The organism is Streptomyces himastatinicus ATCC 53653, from assembly GCF_000158915.1.
Lineage (GTDB): Bacteria > Actinomycetota > Actinomycetes > Streptomycetales > Streptomycetaceae > Streptomyces > Streptomyces himastatinicus.
The window spans coordinates 5,090,751-5,105,334 of the sequence record NZ_GG657754.1; the positions used below are offsets into that span (position 1 = coordinate 5,090,751).

The 14,584-nt window shown below is 72.0% G+C and carries 18 protein-coding genes and 1 pseudogene; 11 read left to right on the forward strand and 8 right to left on the reverse strand.

Annotation, left to right across the window (positions count from 1 at the left end; translation table 11 throughout):
- Positions 1-3 precede the first annotated feature (3 nt).
- The 5 genes from SSOG_RS21375 (at position 4) to SSOG_RS21390 (ending at position 3,124) form a co-directional block, all read left to right on the forward strand.
- Positions 4-1,038 (forward strand): hypothetical protein, encoded by a 1,035-nt coding sequence (locus tag SSOG_RS21375; RefSeq protein ID WP_009716319.1) that lies wholly within the window; start codon positions 4-6, stop codon positions 1,036-1,038.
- A 55-nt stretch (positions 1,039-1,093) separates the two neighbouring features.
- Positions 1,094-1,255: a hypothetical protein gene (locus SSOG_RS52465; protein WP_154685965.1), complete on the forward strand. Its 162-nt coding sequence runs from the start codon at positions 1,094-1,096 to the stop codon at positions 1,253-1,255.
- 35 nt (positions 1,256-1,290) lie between these two features.
- Positions 1,291-1,866 carry a DUF4232 domain-containing protein gene (locus SSOG_RS21380; RefSeq protein ID WP_078510360.1) on the forward strand — a complete coding sequence of 192 codons (576 nt, stop codon included), beginning with the start codon at positions 1,291-1,293 and terminating at the stop codon, positions 1,864-1,866.
- A 477-nt stretch (positions 1,867-2,343) separates the two neighbouring features.
- Positions 2,344-2,484 (forward strand): hypothetical protein, encoded by a 141-nt coding sequence (locus SSOG_RS56180; RefSeq protein ID WP_009716322.1) that lies wholly within the window; start codon positions 2,344-2,346, stop codon positions 2,482-2,484.
- 100 nt (positions 2,485-2,584) lie between these two features.
- Complete coding sequence (locus tag SSOG_RS21390; RefSeq protein WP_009716323.1) at positions 2,585-3,124, forward strand: P-loop nucleotide/nucleoside kinase family protein; 540 nt, start codon at positions 2,585-2,587, stop codon at positions 3,122-3,124.
- On the opposite strand, the gene SSOG_RS21395 is transcribed toward SSOG_RS21390, so the two are convergent.
- The gene (locus SSOG_RS21395; protein WP_009716324.1) at positions 3,107-4,111 is read right to left on the reverse strand and encodes a MerR family transcriptional regulator; all 1,005 of its coding nucleotides are present in this window, start codon (positions 4,109-4,111) and stop codon (positions 3,107-3,109) included. The genes SSOG_RS21390 and SSOG_RS21395 overlap by 18 nt on opposite strands.
- A gap of 6 nt (positions 4,112-4,117) precedes the next feature.
- On the reverse strand, positions 4,118-4,786 hold the full coding sequence (locus SSOG_RS21400; protein ID WP_039938267.1) for a HEAT repeat domain-containing protein: 669 nt from the start codon (positions 4,784-4,786) through the stop codon (positions 4,118-4,120).
- Between the two features lie 161 nt (positions 4,787-4,947).
- On the opposite strand from SSOG_RS21400, the gene SSOG_RS21405 reads away from it, so the two are divergent.
- Entirely contained in the window at positions 4,948-5,511 is a 564-nt protein-coding gene (locus SSOG_RS21405; RefSeq protein WP_009716326.1) for a hypothetical protein, read from the forward strand.
- Between the two features lie 70 nt (positions 5,512-5,581).
- The gene (locus tag SSOG_RS21410; protein WP_039938269.1) at positions 5,582-6,229 is read left to right on the forward strand and encodes a DUF4232 domain-containing protein; all 648 of its coding nucleotides are present in this window, start codon (positions 5,582-5,584) and stop codon (positions 6,227-6,229) included.
- A 17-nt stretch (positions 6,230-6,246) separates the two neighbouring features.
- Here the strand turns inward: SSOG_RS21410 and SSOG_RS21415 are convergent, their stop codons facing one another.
- Entirely contained in the window at positions 6,247-6,768 is a 522-nt protein-coding gene (locus SSOG_RS21415; RefSeq protein WP_009716328.1) for a cupin domain-containing protein, read from the reverse strand.
- Between the two features lie 84 nt (positions 6,769-6,852).
- Positions 6,853-8,241 carry a pyridoxal phosphate-dependent decarboxylase family protein gene (locus SSOG_RS21420; protein WP_009716329.1) on the reverse strand — a complete coding sequence of 463 codons (1,389 nt, stop codon included), beginning with the start codon at positions 8,239-8,241 and terminating at the stop codon, positions 6,853-6,855.
- 92 nt (positions 8,242-8,333) lie between these two features.
- Here SSOG_RS21420 and SSOG_RS21425 point away from each other — a divergent pair, with 92 nt between their 5' ends.
- Complete coding sequence (locus SSOG_RS21425; RefSeq protein WP_050799920.1) at positions 8,334-9,686, forward strand: aminotransferase-like domain-containing protein; 1,353 nt, start codon at positions 8,334-8,336, stop codon at positions 9,684-9,686.
- 10 nt (positions 9,687-9,696) lie between these two features.
- Here the strand turns inward: SSOG_RS21425 and SSOG_RS51935 are convergent, their stop codons facing one another.
- From SSOG_RS51935 to SSOG_RS21440, 3 genes are read right to left on the reverse strand one after another with little or no spacing between them, the layout of a single operon-like run.
- Positions 9,697-10,026 carry a PIN domain-containing protein gene (locus SSOG_RS51935; RefSeq protein ID WP_039938272.1) on the reverse strand — a complete coding sequence of 110 codons (330 nt, stop codon included), beginning with the start codon at positions 10,024-10,026 and terminating at the stop codon, positions 9,697-9,699.
- Positions 10,026-10,286: a ribbon-helix-helix domain-containing protein gene (locus tag SSOG_RS51940; protein ID WP_009716331.1), complete on the reverse strand. Its 261-nt coding sequence runs from the start codon at positions 10,284-10,286 to the stop codon at positions 10,026-10,028. Before SSOG_RS51940 ends, SSOG_RS51935 begins: the two co-directional genes overlap by 1 nt.
- Positions 10,287-10,316: 30 nt before the next feature.
- Positions 10,317-11,726, reverse strand: coding sequence for an MFS transporter (locus SSOG_RS21440; protein ID WP_039938274.1), 1,410 nt, complete (start codon positions 11,724-11,726; stop codon positions 10,317-10,319).
- Positions 11,727-11,904: 178 nt separating this feature from the next.
- On the opposite strand from SSOG_RS21440, the gene SSOG_RS21445 reads away from it, so the two are divergent.
- The 3 genes from SSOG_RS21445 to SSOG_RS21455 all read left to right on the forward strand — a co-directional run bounded on the left by SSOG_RS21445 (position 11,905) and on the right by SSOG_RS21455 (position 14,421).
- The gene (locus SSOG_RS21445; protein ID WP_009716332.1) at positions 11,905-12,828 is read left to right on the forward strand and encodes a helix-turn-helix transcriptional regulator; all 924 of its coding nucleotides are present in this window, start codon (positions 11,905-11,907) and stop codon (positions 12,826-12,828) included.
- Between the two features lie 80 nt (positions 12,829-12,908).
- A complete protein-coding gene (locus SSOG_RS21450) occupies positions 12,909-13,883 on the forward strand; it encodes a sporulation protein (RefSeq protein WP_009716334.1) in 975 nt (324 codons plus the stop codon).
- An 82-nt stretch (positions 13,884-13,965) separates the two neighbouring features.
- Positions 13,966-14,421 (forward strand): tellurite resistance TerB family protein, encoded by a 456-nt coding sequence (locus tag SSOG_RS21455; protein ID WP_009716335.1) that lies wholly within the window; start codon positions 13,966-13,968, stop codon positions 14,419-14,421.
- Between the two features lie 57 nt (positions 14,422-14,478).
- On the opposite strand, the pseudogene SSOG_RS58475 reads toward SSOG_RS21455, so the two are convergent.
- A pseudogene (locus SSOG_RS58475) lies at positions 14,479-14,584 on the reverse strand (M56 family peptidase); the annotation flags it as partial.

Genomic DNA, 14,584 nt, shown 5'->3' on the forward strand with positions numbered 1-14,584 from the left:
CACATGGCCACGGGGATCACGGGCGTGCACCTCGCCGGTGCGGCGGAGGGCGATGGTCGGCAGCGGACCGTGCTGGGTCCGGTGGCGACGGTCGGGTTTCCGCTGGCGATGGTGGGTGCGCTGGTCATGGCGTTGCGGCTGCCCGTGGGGACGACGGTGTTCGGGCTGGCGCTCTTCGGCATCCTGCACAACGTCACGGAGCTGCGCTATGTGCTGGGCCGTTTCGATGCCGTACTGGCCGGGCCGTTCTTGCGGCTGCTGCTTCTTCTGACCTCCGGGATCGTGCTGTGCCGACTGCTGCCGGCCGGCGAACTGCCGCGGACGGCGGAGATCCTGCTGGCCTATGGGCTGTTGGGCGCCGCCTGTGTGCACGGGCTGCGGGGGCGGCGCGGCTTGTGCGTGGGAGCGGGTGGGGTGCTGGTGTGCGCGGCCGCCTGTTCGCTGGCCTATCCCGACTACCACTTCGTGGTCCTCGCTCACCTGCACAACGTGGTGCCGCTGCTGTTCCTCTGGGAGTGGTCGCGTGGGCTCGAGCGGGGGCGGCGGCTGTTCCGCGCGGTGCAGTGCGGCTGGGTGGTGGCGGTGCCCGGGTTGCTGCTGGCGGGCGCGTTCGACGGCCTGCTGGCGCCGGGGACGGCCTGGGCGGACCGGCTGTCCGCGGCGTACACACCACCGGCGTGGCTGGACTCGGCGGTGGCGTTGCGGTTCCTCGCGCTCTTCGCCTTCCTCCAGACGATGCACTACGTGGTGTGGGTCTGGTTCCTGCCGCGGTACGCGCCGGAGGCGACCGCCTCCTTCGAGCGTCGGGTGCCGCTGCTGCACGGGTGGCGGGTGTGGGCGCTGGGGCTGGCGGGCGGCGCGGCACTGGCTGCGCTGTTCGCCAGCGACTACGCCTCGGGGAAGCAGTTGTACGCTGCGATCGCCACGTATCACGCGTACCTGGAGTTCCCGGTGCTGTTGATGCTGGTGCTGGGGCTCGGCACGGGCCCCGCCTCCCTCTCGGCTTCCCCTTCCCCTTCCACCTCCGCGCCCGTGTGACCTGTACGACCCGACGATGCGCCCTGAGAGGCCGAGCAGCCATGGAGGCAACCCGATGAATCTCGCTGACATCGCTCCCGACGAGCCGGAACTGCCCGTGCCCGGCGGAGGCGACGTCGACTTGGACGTCGTGGTCCTGGTGGTGGGCGTGCTGCTGGTGGCCGGGGTGATCTGGCTGGCGGTGATGGCTGGACGCAAGCGCCGCCGGGACGACTAGAGCGACATCAGCGCTGACATCAACGGCATACGGGCATCGCAAAGGACGGTTGGGATCGCGCCAAGGAGGACACGAGTGCCCGGTCCGACGAGTCGTCTGCCTCCGCCGAGGCCGGGGCCGGGGTCACGGCCGACAACGGGAACGGGAACGGCAACGGCTCCGGTGCCGACACCGGTAACGGCGGGCGTGGCAAGGTCGGGCAGGCGTGCGGGGCCAACGGCATCTCCTGGAGCACCAGGAGCGAGTCGCAGGCCGGTGGTTACGTCCTGATCATCGCGAAGGCCAAGCCGGGCATCACCTGCACCCTGCCCGCCGCGCTTCCCACGGTGGCCTTCGGGTCGGACGGCACCGAGGCCGGTCCCGCGGAGCAGTCCGTCGGGGACGCGATCACGCTGGGCAAGGGGACCATCGCCTACGCCGGTGTGAACCCGAAGACCACCAACGACGACGCCGGCAAGGAACTGGACAGCATCATCGTCGGCGTCGGCAATGAGGACCCCAACCCGGTCTCCCTGCCGGTCGAAACGATGACCGTCGACAAGCCCGTCGTCACCAACTGGCACACCGTGGCAGCGGATGCCGTTCCTTTCGGCGGTGGAACGGACCAGTAGCTCGCGGACCGTCAGCCATCTCAGCTCGCAGCAACGACGTGAGGAATTCGTAGATGCTTCGCAAGCGCTCACGTCTGATCGCCGCGCCGATCGCGGCTGTCGCCTTGACCCTGACTGTCGCCGGTTACGCCGGGGCGTCGTTCGTTCGGCGAGAAGCAGTCCGTCAGCGAACTCCTGGGCACGAAGAAGGGGGAGGTCGCGACCGCCGCGGTCGCCGACTTCCAAAACGACGGCACCCTGGACATCGTCGTCAACATCGTCGAGCCGTCCGGCGGGGACGACCCCTCGACAGCGCGCCTCGCGGAGTACCGTCCCGGCCCGCTCAAGCGGGCGAACCTGGGCTCCGCCGACTCCCGGCACTCCGACATCGGCGAGCACGGCGAGGTCAAGCAGCTCCGGATCGCCAACTACGGCGACGACGCCTACCCGGACCTCGCGATCCTCAACAACTCCGGTGACGGGCAGCTGGACCGGGATGTGCGCCTGACGGAGCCGGGCAGCGGCCCGGGGGACTTCGACTACGCGCTCAAGGAGAAGTACGGCGAGTTCGGGACCACGGCCGAGCCGCCGTCCATGCCCGGCGACGGCTGGGCCCAGTTCTACAAGCCCTGCGCCTGACCACGGCCGGGCACCGCCGACCCGCCGGACACCGGCGGGTCGGCGGCCTGATGCGTGAAGCTCCCGTTCCCGCGGGCCGCACAGCGCTAGCGTGAGGCCGGTGATCGTATGGCTCAACGGCACCCACGGCGCGGGTAAGACGACGACCAGTGCGCTCGTACAGCAGCTGATCCCGGATTCTCGGGTGTTCGACGCCGAGAAGGTCGGCGAGACGCTCATGGACATCACGCCGGGGCTGCCCTGGACGGGCAACTTCCAGCACTGGCCGCCGTGGCGGCCGCTCGTGGTCGAGACCGCCCGCCACGTACTCGACTACACCGGCGGCATTCTGGTGATGCCCATGACCGTCCTGGTCGAGGAGTACTGGCGCGAGATCAGCACCGGTCTCGCCCACCATGCCATTCCGGTACGGCACTTCGTCCTCCACGCCGACCAGGACACCCTCCGCGGGCGCATCGAGGGGGACACTGATCTCGGCCCCTCCTCGTTCCGTCTCCAATACCTTGAGCCCTACGCCGAGGCGGCCCGCACATGGCTCCACGCCGAGGCCGAGGTCGTCGACACCACCCACCTCACGCCCGCCCAGGCCGCCCTGCGGATCGCGGAGGCCGTCAAGGGTTCGTCACCGCCTGTCGCGTAGCTGAAGGAGGTACGTCGCCGTCAGCGCGACGGCGCGGTCCTCGTCGTGCGACAGCTCCGCGAGGGCACGTGACGCCGTCGTCCCCGGGAGACCGGCCAGGGCCTGGGTCAGCCGGCCGCGGGCGGGCGCTTCGGTGGTGTCGTGGGCGAGGCGGGCGACGAACTCGGCCGCGATCTGGTCCGCCGTCGCGGTGTCGGTCGCCAGCACGCTCAGGGCATCGGCCGCGTCGGTGTCGTTCCTTCCGTCCACGATCATGTCGATGAGGGTCGGGACCGCATCGGCGAATCCGCGTGTCCCGAGCGCCAGCGCCGCATGCCCGCGGACCACGGCGTCGGGGTGGGCCAGGGTGTGCCGCAGGTGCGCGGTGGCCTCGTCGGCGGGCAGCTCGGCGAGGGATTGAACGGCGCGTTCCCGCACCGCGGCCAGCGGTGAGTCGAGGCCCTCCGCGAGCAGGGCCGGTACGCCGTCGCCCGAGCGGGCCAGCGCCCAGCGGAGGGCTCCGGCGACGTTCGTGTCCGTCTCGTTCAGTACGGCCTCGACCAGGGCCTCCACCGGCACCGGAGCCTCGTCGCCCGAGGAGAGGGCGGCGCGCTGGCGCGCGTCGGCGCTCTTGGAGCCCAGTGCCTGGAGGAGCGCGACGACCTGGAGGACGTCCTCCCAGCCGGTGGGGTCCGCGGCGTCGATCCGGCGCAGCCGGGTGAGCAGTTCGGTCTCGGCCGCGATGCGTTCGTGTGTCTGCTGGATGAGGTCGCCGACGAGCGCCGAGGGCGTGAAGCCGGGGTCGTCGAGCGCGCGCCCGATCTCGCGCAGCGACAGGCCCAGCGACCGCAGGCTCTCGATGTGGAAGATCCGCCGGATGTCCTCACCGGAGTACTCCCGATAACCGGAGCCCGTACGGCCCGACGGCCGCACCAGACCCAGCGACTCGTAATGCCGGAGCATGCGGGCGCTCACCCCGGACCGTCGCGCCACCTCACCGATCAACACGCCCCATCATCCCTCCTGGCCGGACCCGCCGAGGGCGACGACGCGTTTTGCCTCCTCGATGGCGTACTCGAATCCGGTGTCCGGCTCGCGCAGCAGCCGCTGCGTGGCGAGGGCGTGGGTGCGTACGCGCGGGTCGGGGGCCGTCGTCGCGGCATGCAGAGCAGGCACGACCGCTTCCCCCAGCGCGACCAGCGCCCGGCTGAGGCTCAGCTGCGTCTCGCGCCCACCGCGCCCGAGCTGCCCCGCCAACGCCGTGGCCAGCGCGGGCTCCTCGCCTTCCGGTACGAGTACGACCGCGGTCCGCCAGGCGCTCCGCGCCACCTCGTCGTCGGCGTCGGACAACAGCGCCCCGGTGATCGCGGGCCACGCCTGCCGGTCCCCGATCTTGGACAGCGTGTGCAGCGCCTGGCTCCGTGCCTGCGCACGCTCCGAGCGGAGTTCGCGGACCAGCCCGGGAAGCGTCAGGGACACCGGGTGACGGGTGAGCGCCCAGGTCAGCATGTCGCGGACGAAGAACTCGGGCTCGATCGCGCATCGCTCGATGAGCTTGTCGACGAAGCGGGGGTCGGGCGTCGTGCCGACCGTCATGGCGGCCCGCAGCCGTACGGATGAACTGGCGTCCGCCAGCTCCTGGAGTGCTCGTAGCGCGTCCGTGTCCTGTCTCGTGGTCGTCATCAAGACCACCTCCTCGGCGAGCAGTGAAGGGCTTGTCACCGTGTCAAGGTCAAGCGGGGCCCGGCGGCATTAGTTGTCTGTTAGTGGAACGCAAAGTGGATCTCCGAAGCTGATCTTCGTCAGGAAACGAAGACGAGAGAACAGAGCTACGGAGTAACACCATGAGCACCACCACCAACCGCATCCGCGGTCGCCGCCTCGCCGTCGCCATCCTCGCCGCCGCGGCGCTGAGCGTGGGGGCCACGGCCTGCGGGCCTGACGACGGGGCGTCGGACGCCACCGGCTCCTCGGCCTCGCAGGAGGCCTCGGCCCAGCCCAAGAACGGCTCCTCCTCGGACGCCTCCGCGTCGCAGGGCCAGGGCGGTGGCGAGTCCACCACGGCGCCGTCCGACGGGGGTGGCGCCGCCAACGCGGGCAACCACCGCACGATCACCGGGAAGCTGAGCTACCTCGCGCCCGGCAAGCTGACCGTCACGCCCGAGGGCGGCGGTAGGGAGCAGGCGTTCCTGATCTCCAACGCCACGCAGATCCTCGGCGCGGCCGCGATCTGCTCCGACGACGACGGCAGCGGAGGCGCGTCCATCGGCGACGACGGCTACGGCACCGCGAAGTGCAGCGTGGCGGAGCTGGAGAAGTCCGCCAAGACCAACAGCGTGACCGTCCGCGTCACCATGGACTCCAAGTCCGGCGGTGCCGAGACGGTCGAGGAGAAGTACCACCCGTAACAGCCGCTTGGTGTTTCCAGGGGAACGCACCGCGTCCCGGACCGTACTTCGACCACCCTTGGAGGATTCCATGTCACGCACGACCGCCCTTCGCCGCACCCGTACCGTCGTCGTGGCCTCGCTGGTCGCCGCTGCCGCGTTCTCGCTCACCGCCTGCGGAGGCGGCGAATCCGGCAACGACGCCAAGGGAAGCTCGTCCTCGGCCGCCGAGAAGGGCGCGACGGGCGGCGGCTCCGGCGAGGACGCCGACGCCAGGGCGGGCAGCGCCTCCGGCGGCTCCGCGTCGAAGAGCCGCTGCGACTCCGGCCAGTTGGAGGCCGCGTGGGCGAACTTCGAGGGTGGTCCGGACATGGAGTACGAGGGCCGGCAGACCGCCCGGGTGGTGCTGACGAACACCGGCTCGTCCGACTGCACCATGACCGGCTTCCCCGGGGTCCAGCTCCAGACCGCAGGCGGCGACGCCTGGGACCTGCGGCGCAACAACGACAAGCCGAAGACCGTACGGCTCGACGCGGGCGGGAAGGTGGGCTTCGACCTCACGTTCCTGGCCTCGACCCGCGACGACGACCAGAAGTTCGCGCCCGACCGGGTCGTGATCACCCCGCCGAACGAGGAGAAGAACATCTCGCTGGAGTGGCCGTACGGCGGCGCGCTGCTGGACCAGTCGGGCGCCACCCGCCCGGGGACCTTCGTCGGGCCGGTCAACACGGTGGAGTAACCCGTGGAGCGGGCGGATTACGCGGAGCCTTCGAGGGCGGCACGCCAGACGGGGCTGTCCACATAGTGGTTGTCGAAACGGTCCGCCGACTCGGCGATCTCCTTCGGGTCGGCCTCGCCCCGCATGACCCGGCCGAGCAGCCGCAGATAGTCGAACCGGCCCAGGCCCGGGGTGAACACGAACAGGACGTCCGCCTCGGCGCCGGGCGCCGCGGCGAAGGCGTGCGGGGTGCGGGGCGGCACCGCCAGGAAATCACCCTCGCCGAGGGTGGTGATCTCCTCGCCCACCAGCACGCGCAGGGATCCGCTGAGCACGAAGAACAGCTCCGACGCCTTGGTGTGGAAGTGGGCCGGTGCGCCCGCGGCTCCCTCGGCGAAGCTGGACCGGTAGCTCGTGAAGCCGCCGGGGGTGCCGTCCGACTCGCCCAGCAGCGTCATCACACTGCTCGGGTCGGCGCAGGTCTCGGCGTCCGCGCGGCGGGTGAGCACCGCGTGAAGGGGCGTGGTGGTCGTGGGGCCGGTCGGCTTTTCCTTCGTCATGACGAGGACTCTATGGTCCGGAATGACCTGGGACCTGGGTCATTCCGGCACCGAGAATATGGGTCAATTACGAGCCGCCAGTGCCTACAGCGCAGCCAGCGCGGCGCGCAGCGACGCGGCGACGCGGCGCGTATCGGCTTCGGTGGTCCGCCAGTTGCTGAAGGCGGCACGCAGGGCGGGGACGCCGTCGAGGACGGTGGGGGTGAGGAAGACCTCGTCGGCGAGTCGTTCGGTGAGGGCGGCGAGCCGGTCGGCGGTGGGGTTGTCGGCGAGGGTGAAGCAGACGACGTTCAGCCGGACCGGTGCCAGCAGCCGCAGGCCGGGCATGCTGTCGATGGCGGTGCCCAGGGCGCGGGCGCAGCGGACGCACCGTTCGGTGATCTCGCGGTGGCCGTCCCGCCCGTAGGCCCGCAGGGTGAACCAGGCGGCGAGGGCCCGTAGCCGGTGGGAGTTCTCCGGGGTGAGGTGGGCCAGGTCGGGGGTGTCGCCGAGCGGGCCGAGGTAGGCGGCCGCGTTCTGGAAGACGGCCGTTTGCAGATCGGGCCGCCGGGTGAACTGCACGGCGCTGTCGTAGGGGACGTTCAGCCACTTGTGTAGGTCGACGCAGATCGAGTCGGCCAGGTCGAGCCCGTCGACCAGATGCGCGTGCTCGGGGGACAGCGCGGCGAACGCGCCGAAGGCGGCGTCCACGTGCAGCCAGAACCCGTAAGTCTCGCGCAGCGCGGCAATGGCGCGCAGGTCGTCGAAGTCGGCGGTGTTGACGGTGCCGGCGTTCGCGACCACGACGCACGGGCCGTCGGGCTCGGCCTCGCGCAGCGCCTGCTCCAGGGCCGATACGTCGACGGCTTCCCGTCCCGGCAGGGTCGGCACGGGGATCAGGGCCCGGCGTCCCAGGCCGAGCATCGACAGCGCCTTGGGCACGCTCGAATGCGCTGACCCCGACAGCACCTGCACCGCACCGAGTTCGGCCGCCCCGTGCTCCGCGGGGGAGACGCCCAGCTGCTCCCCGAGCCATTCGCGGGCGACGGCGAGGCCGACGGTGTTGGACATGGTGGCGCCGCTGACGAAGGTTCCGTGGTGCTCGTCGGACAGGCCGAACAGGCTCCGCAGCCAGGCGATCGTCTCGCGCTCCAGGCTCTGTCCCGCGCCGTCCAGGGACGAGAAGGCGTTCAGGTCCCAGGTCGCGGTCATCCAGTCGCCCGCCAGCGCGGCCGGTGTCGTGCCGCCGGTGACGAATCCGAGATAGCGCGGCCCGGCGCTCGCCGACAGCACCGGCTCCCAGCAGGCGATGAACTCCTCCAGCGCCGCCCGCGCCCCCACCCCCTCCGCGGACAGGGGATCCGGCTCCGGAACCGGCGCCGCGGGGACGACGTCCCGCTCGGCGACCTGCCCGAGCACCTCGGCGGCGTGCTGCCGGACGGACTCCAGCAGGAGCGGCAGCCCGTCGTGGTCGGCGGCGAGTCGTGGGTGCATGGCAGGTCTCCGTTCGTGTCGGGTGGCCATGACCGTAGGCAGCACACCGGTCCGGCCGCCTGGCCCAATCATGGAAAACTGGACCAGTGCGCATGAGGGACGAGTACCTGGTACGGGCCCTGGGCCCCTGGCGGAGCACCACCGCGCCCCTCGGCGCGGCGCTGGCCAGTGCCGTACGGGAAGCGCTGCTCGACGGCCGCATACGCGCCGGGAGCGAACTGCCCGCCGAACGCCGCCTCGCCGCCGCCCTCGGAGTGAGCCGTGGCACGGTGACCGCCGCCCTGGACCGGCTGCGCGACGCCGGATGGGTCCGCACCCGGCACGGCAGCGCCAGTACGGTGCACCTTCCCCCGGCCGCCACGGAACGGATCGCTCCGCTCTCGGCGACCGGTGAGGCCGGGTCCCTGGTCGACCTGCGCCGGGCCGTACCCGCCGCGCCGCAGGAGCTGTACCTGGAGGCGACCCGGCGCGCGACCGAGCGGGCAGGCCCCCTGCTGGCCGAGCACGGCGAACCGGGCCCGGGCATCGCGGAGCTGCGTACGGCGATCGCCGCACGGTACAGCCGCGAAGGCACCGCGACGCTGCCCGAGCAGATCCTCGTCACCAGCGGGGCGCGCGCCGCGCTGACCCTGCTCGCGGCGCATTTCGGGCCGCGTACGGCGGTGGTGGAGACCCCCACGTACGTCGACGCGCTCAAGGTGCTGCGCCACTCCGGGGCGAGGCTGGTGGGCTGCCGCGTCAGCACCGACGGCTGGGACCTGGACCAGCTACGGGACGCCTTCGCCGGCGCGCGCGGCCAGCTCGCCTATCTGGTGCCCGACTTCCACAACCCGACGGGCGCGCTGATGCCCCCGCACGCCCGCCGCGCCGTGGCCCAGCTCGCCGCCCGGCACCAGGTGACCCTCGTGGTGGACGAGACCCTGCGCGACCTCGACCTGCGCGACGAGCCGGGCCCCGCGCCCCGTATTCCCGGCGCGATTCTGGTCGGTTCGACCAGCAAGTCCATCTGGGGCGGGCTGCGCATCGGCTGGATCCGGGCCCGTGCCTCGCTCGTCCGGGAACTCCAGGGCCACCCCCTGGCCGGACTGCTGTCCGCGCCCCCGGTGCAGCAGCTCGTCGCCGTCGAACTGCTCGCCGACCTGGAACCGGTGCTCGGACGGCGCCGGTGCGAGCTGCGGCAGCAGCGCGACCACCTCGGCAACCTGCTGGCGGGTGACGACCGTTGGCGGTTCACGCTCCCGCCCGGGGGGCTCGTCCTGTGGCTGCGGCTACGGACCGCCCTCGCCGACACCGTGGTCGAACGGGCGGGCAGGAACGGGGTCGCGCTCATAGCGGGCCCGCGCTTCGCGGTCGACGGCACGCTCAGCCGCTGTCTGCGGGTGCCGTTCACTCCCCCGCGCCATGTACTCGACCAGATCGCGGGTGTTCTCGACGACGCGTGCTGAAGGCTTTCGTTCAGAGCGGAAGGTCGTCGGGCAGGACCCGGAACGCCTTGTGGCGGCCGAGGGGGCGTACGGCGCGGAAGTCCCGGCGGTCCAGGGTGAGGATCGCGTCGGTGTCGTAGTCGGCTGCCAGGGCGACGTTCACCACGTCGGTGAGATCGAGGTCGAGCGCCAGGTAGCGGGCCCGGATCGACTGGGCGATGCCGAGGTGCCCCTCGGTGATCTCCGGTACGGATACCCGGCCGCGGCGCATCCAGCCGCGGATGTCGTCGACCGCGCTCACCGCGGCCTCACGGCCCGGTTCGCGGGTGGCGACGTGGTCGAGTTCGGCGATGACGATCATCACGCAGCGGTTCCGGAATCGCCTTCGCACTGGGCGGCGTCGGCCACGCCATCACGCACCTCGTCCTTGGCGACTGTGCGCCCGGGGCCCTCGAAGGTGCGGGAGAACAACGGCTCGTCCCATACGCGATGGGCCATGGCGGCGAGATGGATGCCCTGCCGGATGATCTCGGCCTCACTGATGCCACGACGCTTGGCCGCCTCTTTGATGATGGCGAGGTCTTCCGGGTCGGCGTAGACATTGGTGCGCTTCATGGCCATGTACCCATTATGTAGCGGCCGTCGGGGGAATCAGCGGGCGTCGCGCCGGGCGGGTTCGAGCAGCCAGGTGGCCACGATGCTCACGGCCACGACCGCCGCGGCGATCAGGAGACCGGTGTGCAGCCCGGCCACGAACCGGGCCCGGTCGGCGACCAGCGCGCCGAAGGCGGCGACGGCCAGGGCGCCGCCGAGCTGCCGGGCGGCGTTCAGCACACCGCTCGCGACCCCGGCGCGTTCGGCGGGCACGGTCTCCAGCAGCAGGGCCGTCAGCGGGGTGATCGCCATCGCGCCACCGGCACCGACGGGCACCATCAGCGGCACCGTCAGCCAGACCGGCGCGGCGGCGGGCAGGGTCACCATCGCGGCCAGGCCCGTGGCCATCATCAGCTGGCCGGTGATCACCGGCATCCGTGCGCCGAAGCGCGTCGCCAGCCGGGCGGCGACGGGGCCCACGAAGGACGTCAGCACGCTCATCGGCAGGAACGCGACACCGGTGGCGAGCGCGCTCAGCCCGTGCACCTGCTGGAGGTACAGCCCGAGCAGGAAGATCATGCCGTAGAAGCCGACGTTCAGCGCGAACCCGATGGCGGCCGCGAGGGACATGACGCGGGAGCGCAGCAGGGGCAGCGGCGTCATCGGGTGCCGTCCGCGGGCCTGCGCGACGACGTAGACGACGGCCGACACGACCGCCACGGCGAGGGCGGCCAGGACCCGCGGGGCGCCGAACCCGGCGGCCCCGGCCTCGATGGCCGCGTACGTCAGCCCGCCCATGGCGGCGACGGCGGCGATCTGACCGGCCGGGTCGAACGGCACCGCCTGCCGCGGGGAGGGGCGGGCGTACCGGAGGAGCAGCAGGGCCACCGCGCCGACGGGCAGGTTGACGAAGAAGACCATCCGCCAGTCGAGCACCGTGAGCAGCCCACCGGCCACGGGACCGGCGGCCGCGCCGACCGCGCCGCTCACGGCCCACAGGGCGATGGCCCGCGCGCGCTCGGCCGGATCCGCGAAGGTCTCCCTCAGCAGGGCGAGCGACGACGGCAGGACCAGCGCCGCCCCGGCGCCCTGCACCAGCCGTGCCGCCACCAGAACGCCAAGTCCCGGCGCCAGCCCGCACACCAGGGACGCCGCGACGAACAGGGCGAGACCGCCCGCGAACGCCTGCCGGGCCCCGACCCGGTCGCTGATCGCGCCCGCGGACAGCAGGAACGCGGCGAAGGTGAGGGTGTACCCGTCGACCACCCATTGCAGCCCGGTCATCGCGCTGCCGAACCCGCGCCCGATCGAGGGCAGGGCGACGTTCACGATCATGGCGTCGACCATGATCGTGAAGAAGCCCAACAGGACGGCGGCCATGGCCGGGCGCGCGCCGGACCGGCCCCGCGGCGGCGGACCGGCAGGGACGGCGGCGACGGCCTGCGGTGGAGTGGACGGGGCGGACATGGGCACGGAACGGTCTCCTGTACGGATCAACGGAAAGCCGGTTGCTGACGGACACCGAGCCTCCCGCCGATCCGGCCCCGGTGGCAGGCCGGGCCGTACCGGGGAGCGGCGCTCGGGGGTAACGACAGGGCCCCCCACGCGCCCGCCACGCAGGTCGGCGCGGTGTGACACTGACGCCATGGCATCCGAGCAGAGCAGCAGCGGCGGCGGCAGTGGCAGCGGTGGCATGGAGCTGGGCCAGTTCCTGCGCGCCCGCCGTACCCAGACCCGCCCCGACCAGGTCGGCCTCACGGTGGGCACCGGCCTGCGCCGTACGCCCGGGCTGCGCCGCGAGGAGCTGGCCACGCTCGCCGGGATGAGCATCGACTACTACGTCCGCCTGGAGCGCGGCAAGGAGACCCGCCCCAGCCCCTCCGTGCTCGATGCCCTCGCCCGTGCCCTGCGCCTCGACGACGCCGAGCATCAGCACCTGCGGGATCTCGCCGCCCGGGCCGCGCGGTACGCCCCCGAGCCGCCGCCCCCGCCCAGCCGGACCGTGCGCCCGCACCTGAAGCGCCTCCTGGAGACGCTGCGGCCGAGCCCGGCCTACGTCATCAGCCGCAGCATGGACCTGCTCGCCTGGAACCCCGGCGGCCTCGCCCTGTACGCGGGCGTCGACGACTGGCCCGTCAAACAGCGCAACCTCGCCCGCTACCTCTTCCTCCACCCCACCGCCCGCACCCTCTTCCCCGACTGGGAGGAGCAGGTCCGCGGCTGCGTCGCCCGGCTGCGCGCCCTGGCCGGTACCGCCCCCGACGCCCCGGACCTCACCCAGCTCGTGGGCGAACTCCTGCTCAAGAGCCCCGACTTCGCCCAACTGTGGGAGCGCTACGACGTCGTCGGCCGCAAGCGGTTCCAGAAGACCTTCCACCACCCCCAGGTCGGCATCCTCACCCTGAGCAGCCAGGGCATGCAGCTCGAAGGCACCCCCGGCCAGCGCCTCGGCGTCTACACCGCCGAACCCGGCACCCCCGACCACGACGCGATGCTCCTGCTCGACCTGACCGCACCGGCGGAGGCGAAGGACACGAAGGGTACGGAGCAACAGCGCGCCCAATCCTGACCGAACGCCCACGGCGGGGCGCGGCCACCCCCTATGCTTCTACACGCATGTAGATACAAACATAAGGAGTGGACGCCACGATGGTGTTCAAACGACTTCTCGGCTCACTCGGCGTCGGCGGCCCCACCGTGGACACCGTGCTGGACGCCGGTCCCGTACGCCCCGGCGGGCCGCTGAGCGGGCAGGTTCATCTCCAGGGCGGCAAGGCGGACTTCGAGATCGAGTCCCTCACCCTGGACCTCGTCGCGCGGGTCGAGGCCGAGCACGGCGACGAGGAGCGCGAAGGGGTCGTGGTCTTCGACCACTTCACGGTCGGCGGCGGGTTCCGGCTCGCCGAGGGCGAGCACCGGAGCCTGCCGTTCACCATCCGCCTCCCGTGGGAGACGCCCGTCACCGAGCTGTACGGGCAGCCGCTGGGCATCGTCCTCGGGGTGCGTACCGGGCTCGAGGTGGCGGGCGCGAAGGACAAGGGCGATCTGGACCAGCTGACGGTGGGTCCGCTGCCCGCCCAGGAGGCCGTTCTTGAGGCACTGGGACAGCTCGGCTTCGGCTTCAAGTCCGCGGATCTGGAGCTGGGCCACGTCGGCGGAACGGGGCAGCGGCTGCCGTTCTACCAGGAGATCGAGCTGACTCCCGCGCCGCAGTACGCCCACGCCCTGAACGAGCTGGAGGTGACCTTCCTCGCGAACCCCGGCGGCCTGGACGTCGTCCTGGAGGCCGACAAGCGCGGCGGGTTCCTCTCCCCCGGGCATGACGCCCTCTCCCTCTTCACCGTCGGCCACGAGGGCGTCGAACACCGCGACTGGAACGCGGAGGTCGACGGCTGGGTGCGGCAACTCGTCGACCGTCGTGGCGCACAGGGATACGGACACGGGGACGCGCACGGCCACGGGGATGCGCACGGCCACGAGGGCGGCCACCACCGCTCCGGGCCCAGCACCGGGGCCATCGTCGGCGGTGTCGCGGCGGGCGTCGCGGTCGGCGTCGTCGGCGGCATGGTCGCGGCGGAGGTCGTGGACGAGATCGGCGACGCCTTCGAGGACGAGGAGGACTGAGCCCCGGCGACCCACCGGGCCCGGACCGCTCTGCTAACTTCTACAGTGTTGTAGAAATAAGCGACGACATACGGAGTTGGTCATGGCCCTGTGGGACCGCATCAAGGATTCCGCCCAGACGATGCAGAGCCAGCTGCTCGCCAAGAAGAACGACCTCAAAAGCGGCGCGTTCCGCGACGCCAGCATGGCGATGTGCGCCCTGGTGGCGGCGGCGGACGGCTCGATCGACCCGTCCGAGCGGCAGCGCGTCGCCCAGCTGATCGCCACCAACGAGGTGCTCCAGAACTTCCCCGCGGACGACCTGCGGTCGCGTTTCGACGCCTACCTCGACAAGCTGACCATGGACTTCGACTTCGGCAAGGTCAGCGTCCTCCAGGAGGTGGCCAAGGCGAAGAAGAAGCCCGCCGAGGCCCGCGCCGTCGTCCAGATCGGCATCGTCATCGGCGGCGCCGACGGCGACTTCGACGCGACCGAGCGGGCCGTGGTCCGCGAGGCGTGCTTCGCCCTGGAGCTGGACCCGGCCGAATTCGATCTGTAGGGCGGCCGATCCATGGGCAGCCGATCTGCCTACGGCGTGCGGCCGCCCCCGGACCTGTCACAGCGGGGTCGCGGCCGGGAGGACCCGGAAGAGGGCGATCGCCGCGTTCGCCGAGGACAGCGCGGACGCGGCCGTTCCCCCGGGCGGCGCCCCAGGCGGCGAC

Bases quoted from the DNA above. Each gene is read 5' to 3' on its own strand.
- SSOG_RS21375 (WP_009716319.1), top strand. From the start codon at position 4: ATGGCCACGGGGATCACGGGCGTGCACCTCGCCGGTGCGGCGGAGGGC.
- SSOG_RS52465 (WP_154685965.1), top strand. From the start codon at position 1,094: ATGAATCTCGCTGACATCGCTCCCGACGAGCCGGAACTGCCCGTGCCC.
- SSOG_RS21400 (WP_039938267.1), bottom strand. From the start codon at position 4,786: ATGACGACCACGAGACAGGACACGGACGCGCTACGAGCACTCCAGGAG.
- SSOG_RS21405 (WP_009716326.1), top strand. From the start codon at position 4,948: ATGAGCACCACCACCAACCGCATCCGCGGTCGCCGCCTCGCCGTCGCC.
- SSOG_RS21410 (WP_039938269.1), top strand. From the start codon at position 5,582: ATGTCACGCACGACCGCCCTTCGCCGCACCCGTACCGTCGTCGTGGCC.
- SSOG_RS21415 (WP_009716328.1), bottom strand. From the start codon at position 6,768: ATGACGAAGGAAAAGCCGACCGGCCCCACGACCACCACGCCCCTTCAC.
- SSOG_RS21420 (WP_009716329.1), bottom strand. From the start codon at position 8,241: ATGCACCCACGACTCGCCGCCGACCACGACGGGCTGCCGCTCCTGCTG.
- SSOG_RS21425 (WP_050799920.1), top strand. From the start codon at position 8,334: ATGAGGGACGAGTACCTGGTACGGGCCCTGGGCCCCTGGCGGAGCACC.
- SSOG_RS51935 (WP_039938272.1), bottom strand. From the start codon at position 10,026: ATGATCGTCATCGCCGAACTCGACCACGTCGCCACCCGCGAACCGGGC.
- SSOG_RS51940 (WP_009716331.1), bottom strand. From the start codon at position 10,286: ATGGCCATGAAGCGCACCAATGTCTACGCCGACCCGGAAGACCTCGCC.
- SSOG_RS21440 (WP_039938274.1), bottom strand. From the start codon at position 11,726: ATGTCCGCCCCGTCCACTCCACCGCAGGCCGTCGCCGCCGTCCCTGCC.
- SSOG_RS21445 (WP_009716332.1), top strand. From the start codon at position 11,905: ATGGCATCCGAGCAGAGCAGCAGCGGCGGCGGCAGTGGCAGCGGTGGC.
- SSOG_RS21450 (WP_009716334.1), top strand. From the start codon at position 12,909: ATGGTGTTCAAACGACTTCTCGGCTCACTCGGCGTCGGCGGCCCCACC.
- SSOG_RS21455 (WP_009716335.1), top strand. From the start codon at position 13,966: ATGGCCCTGTGGGACCGCATCAAGGATTCCGCCCAGACGATGCAGAGC.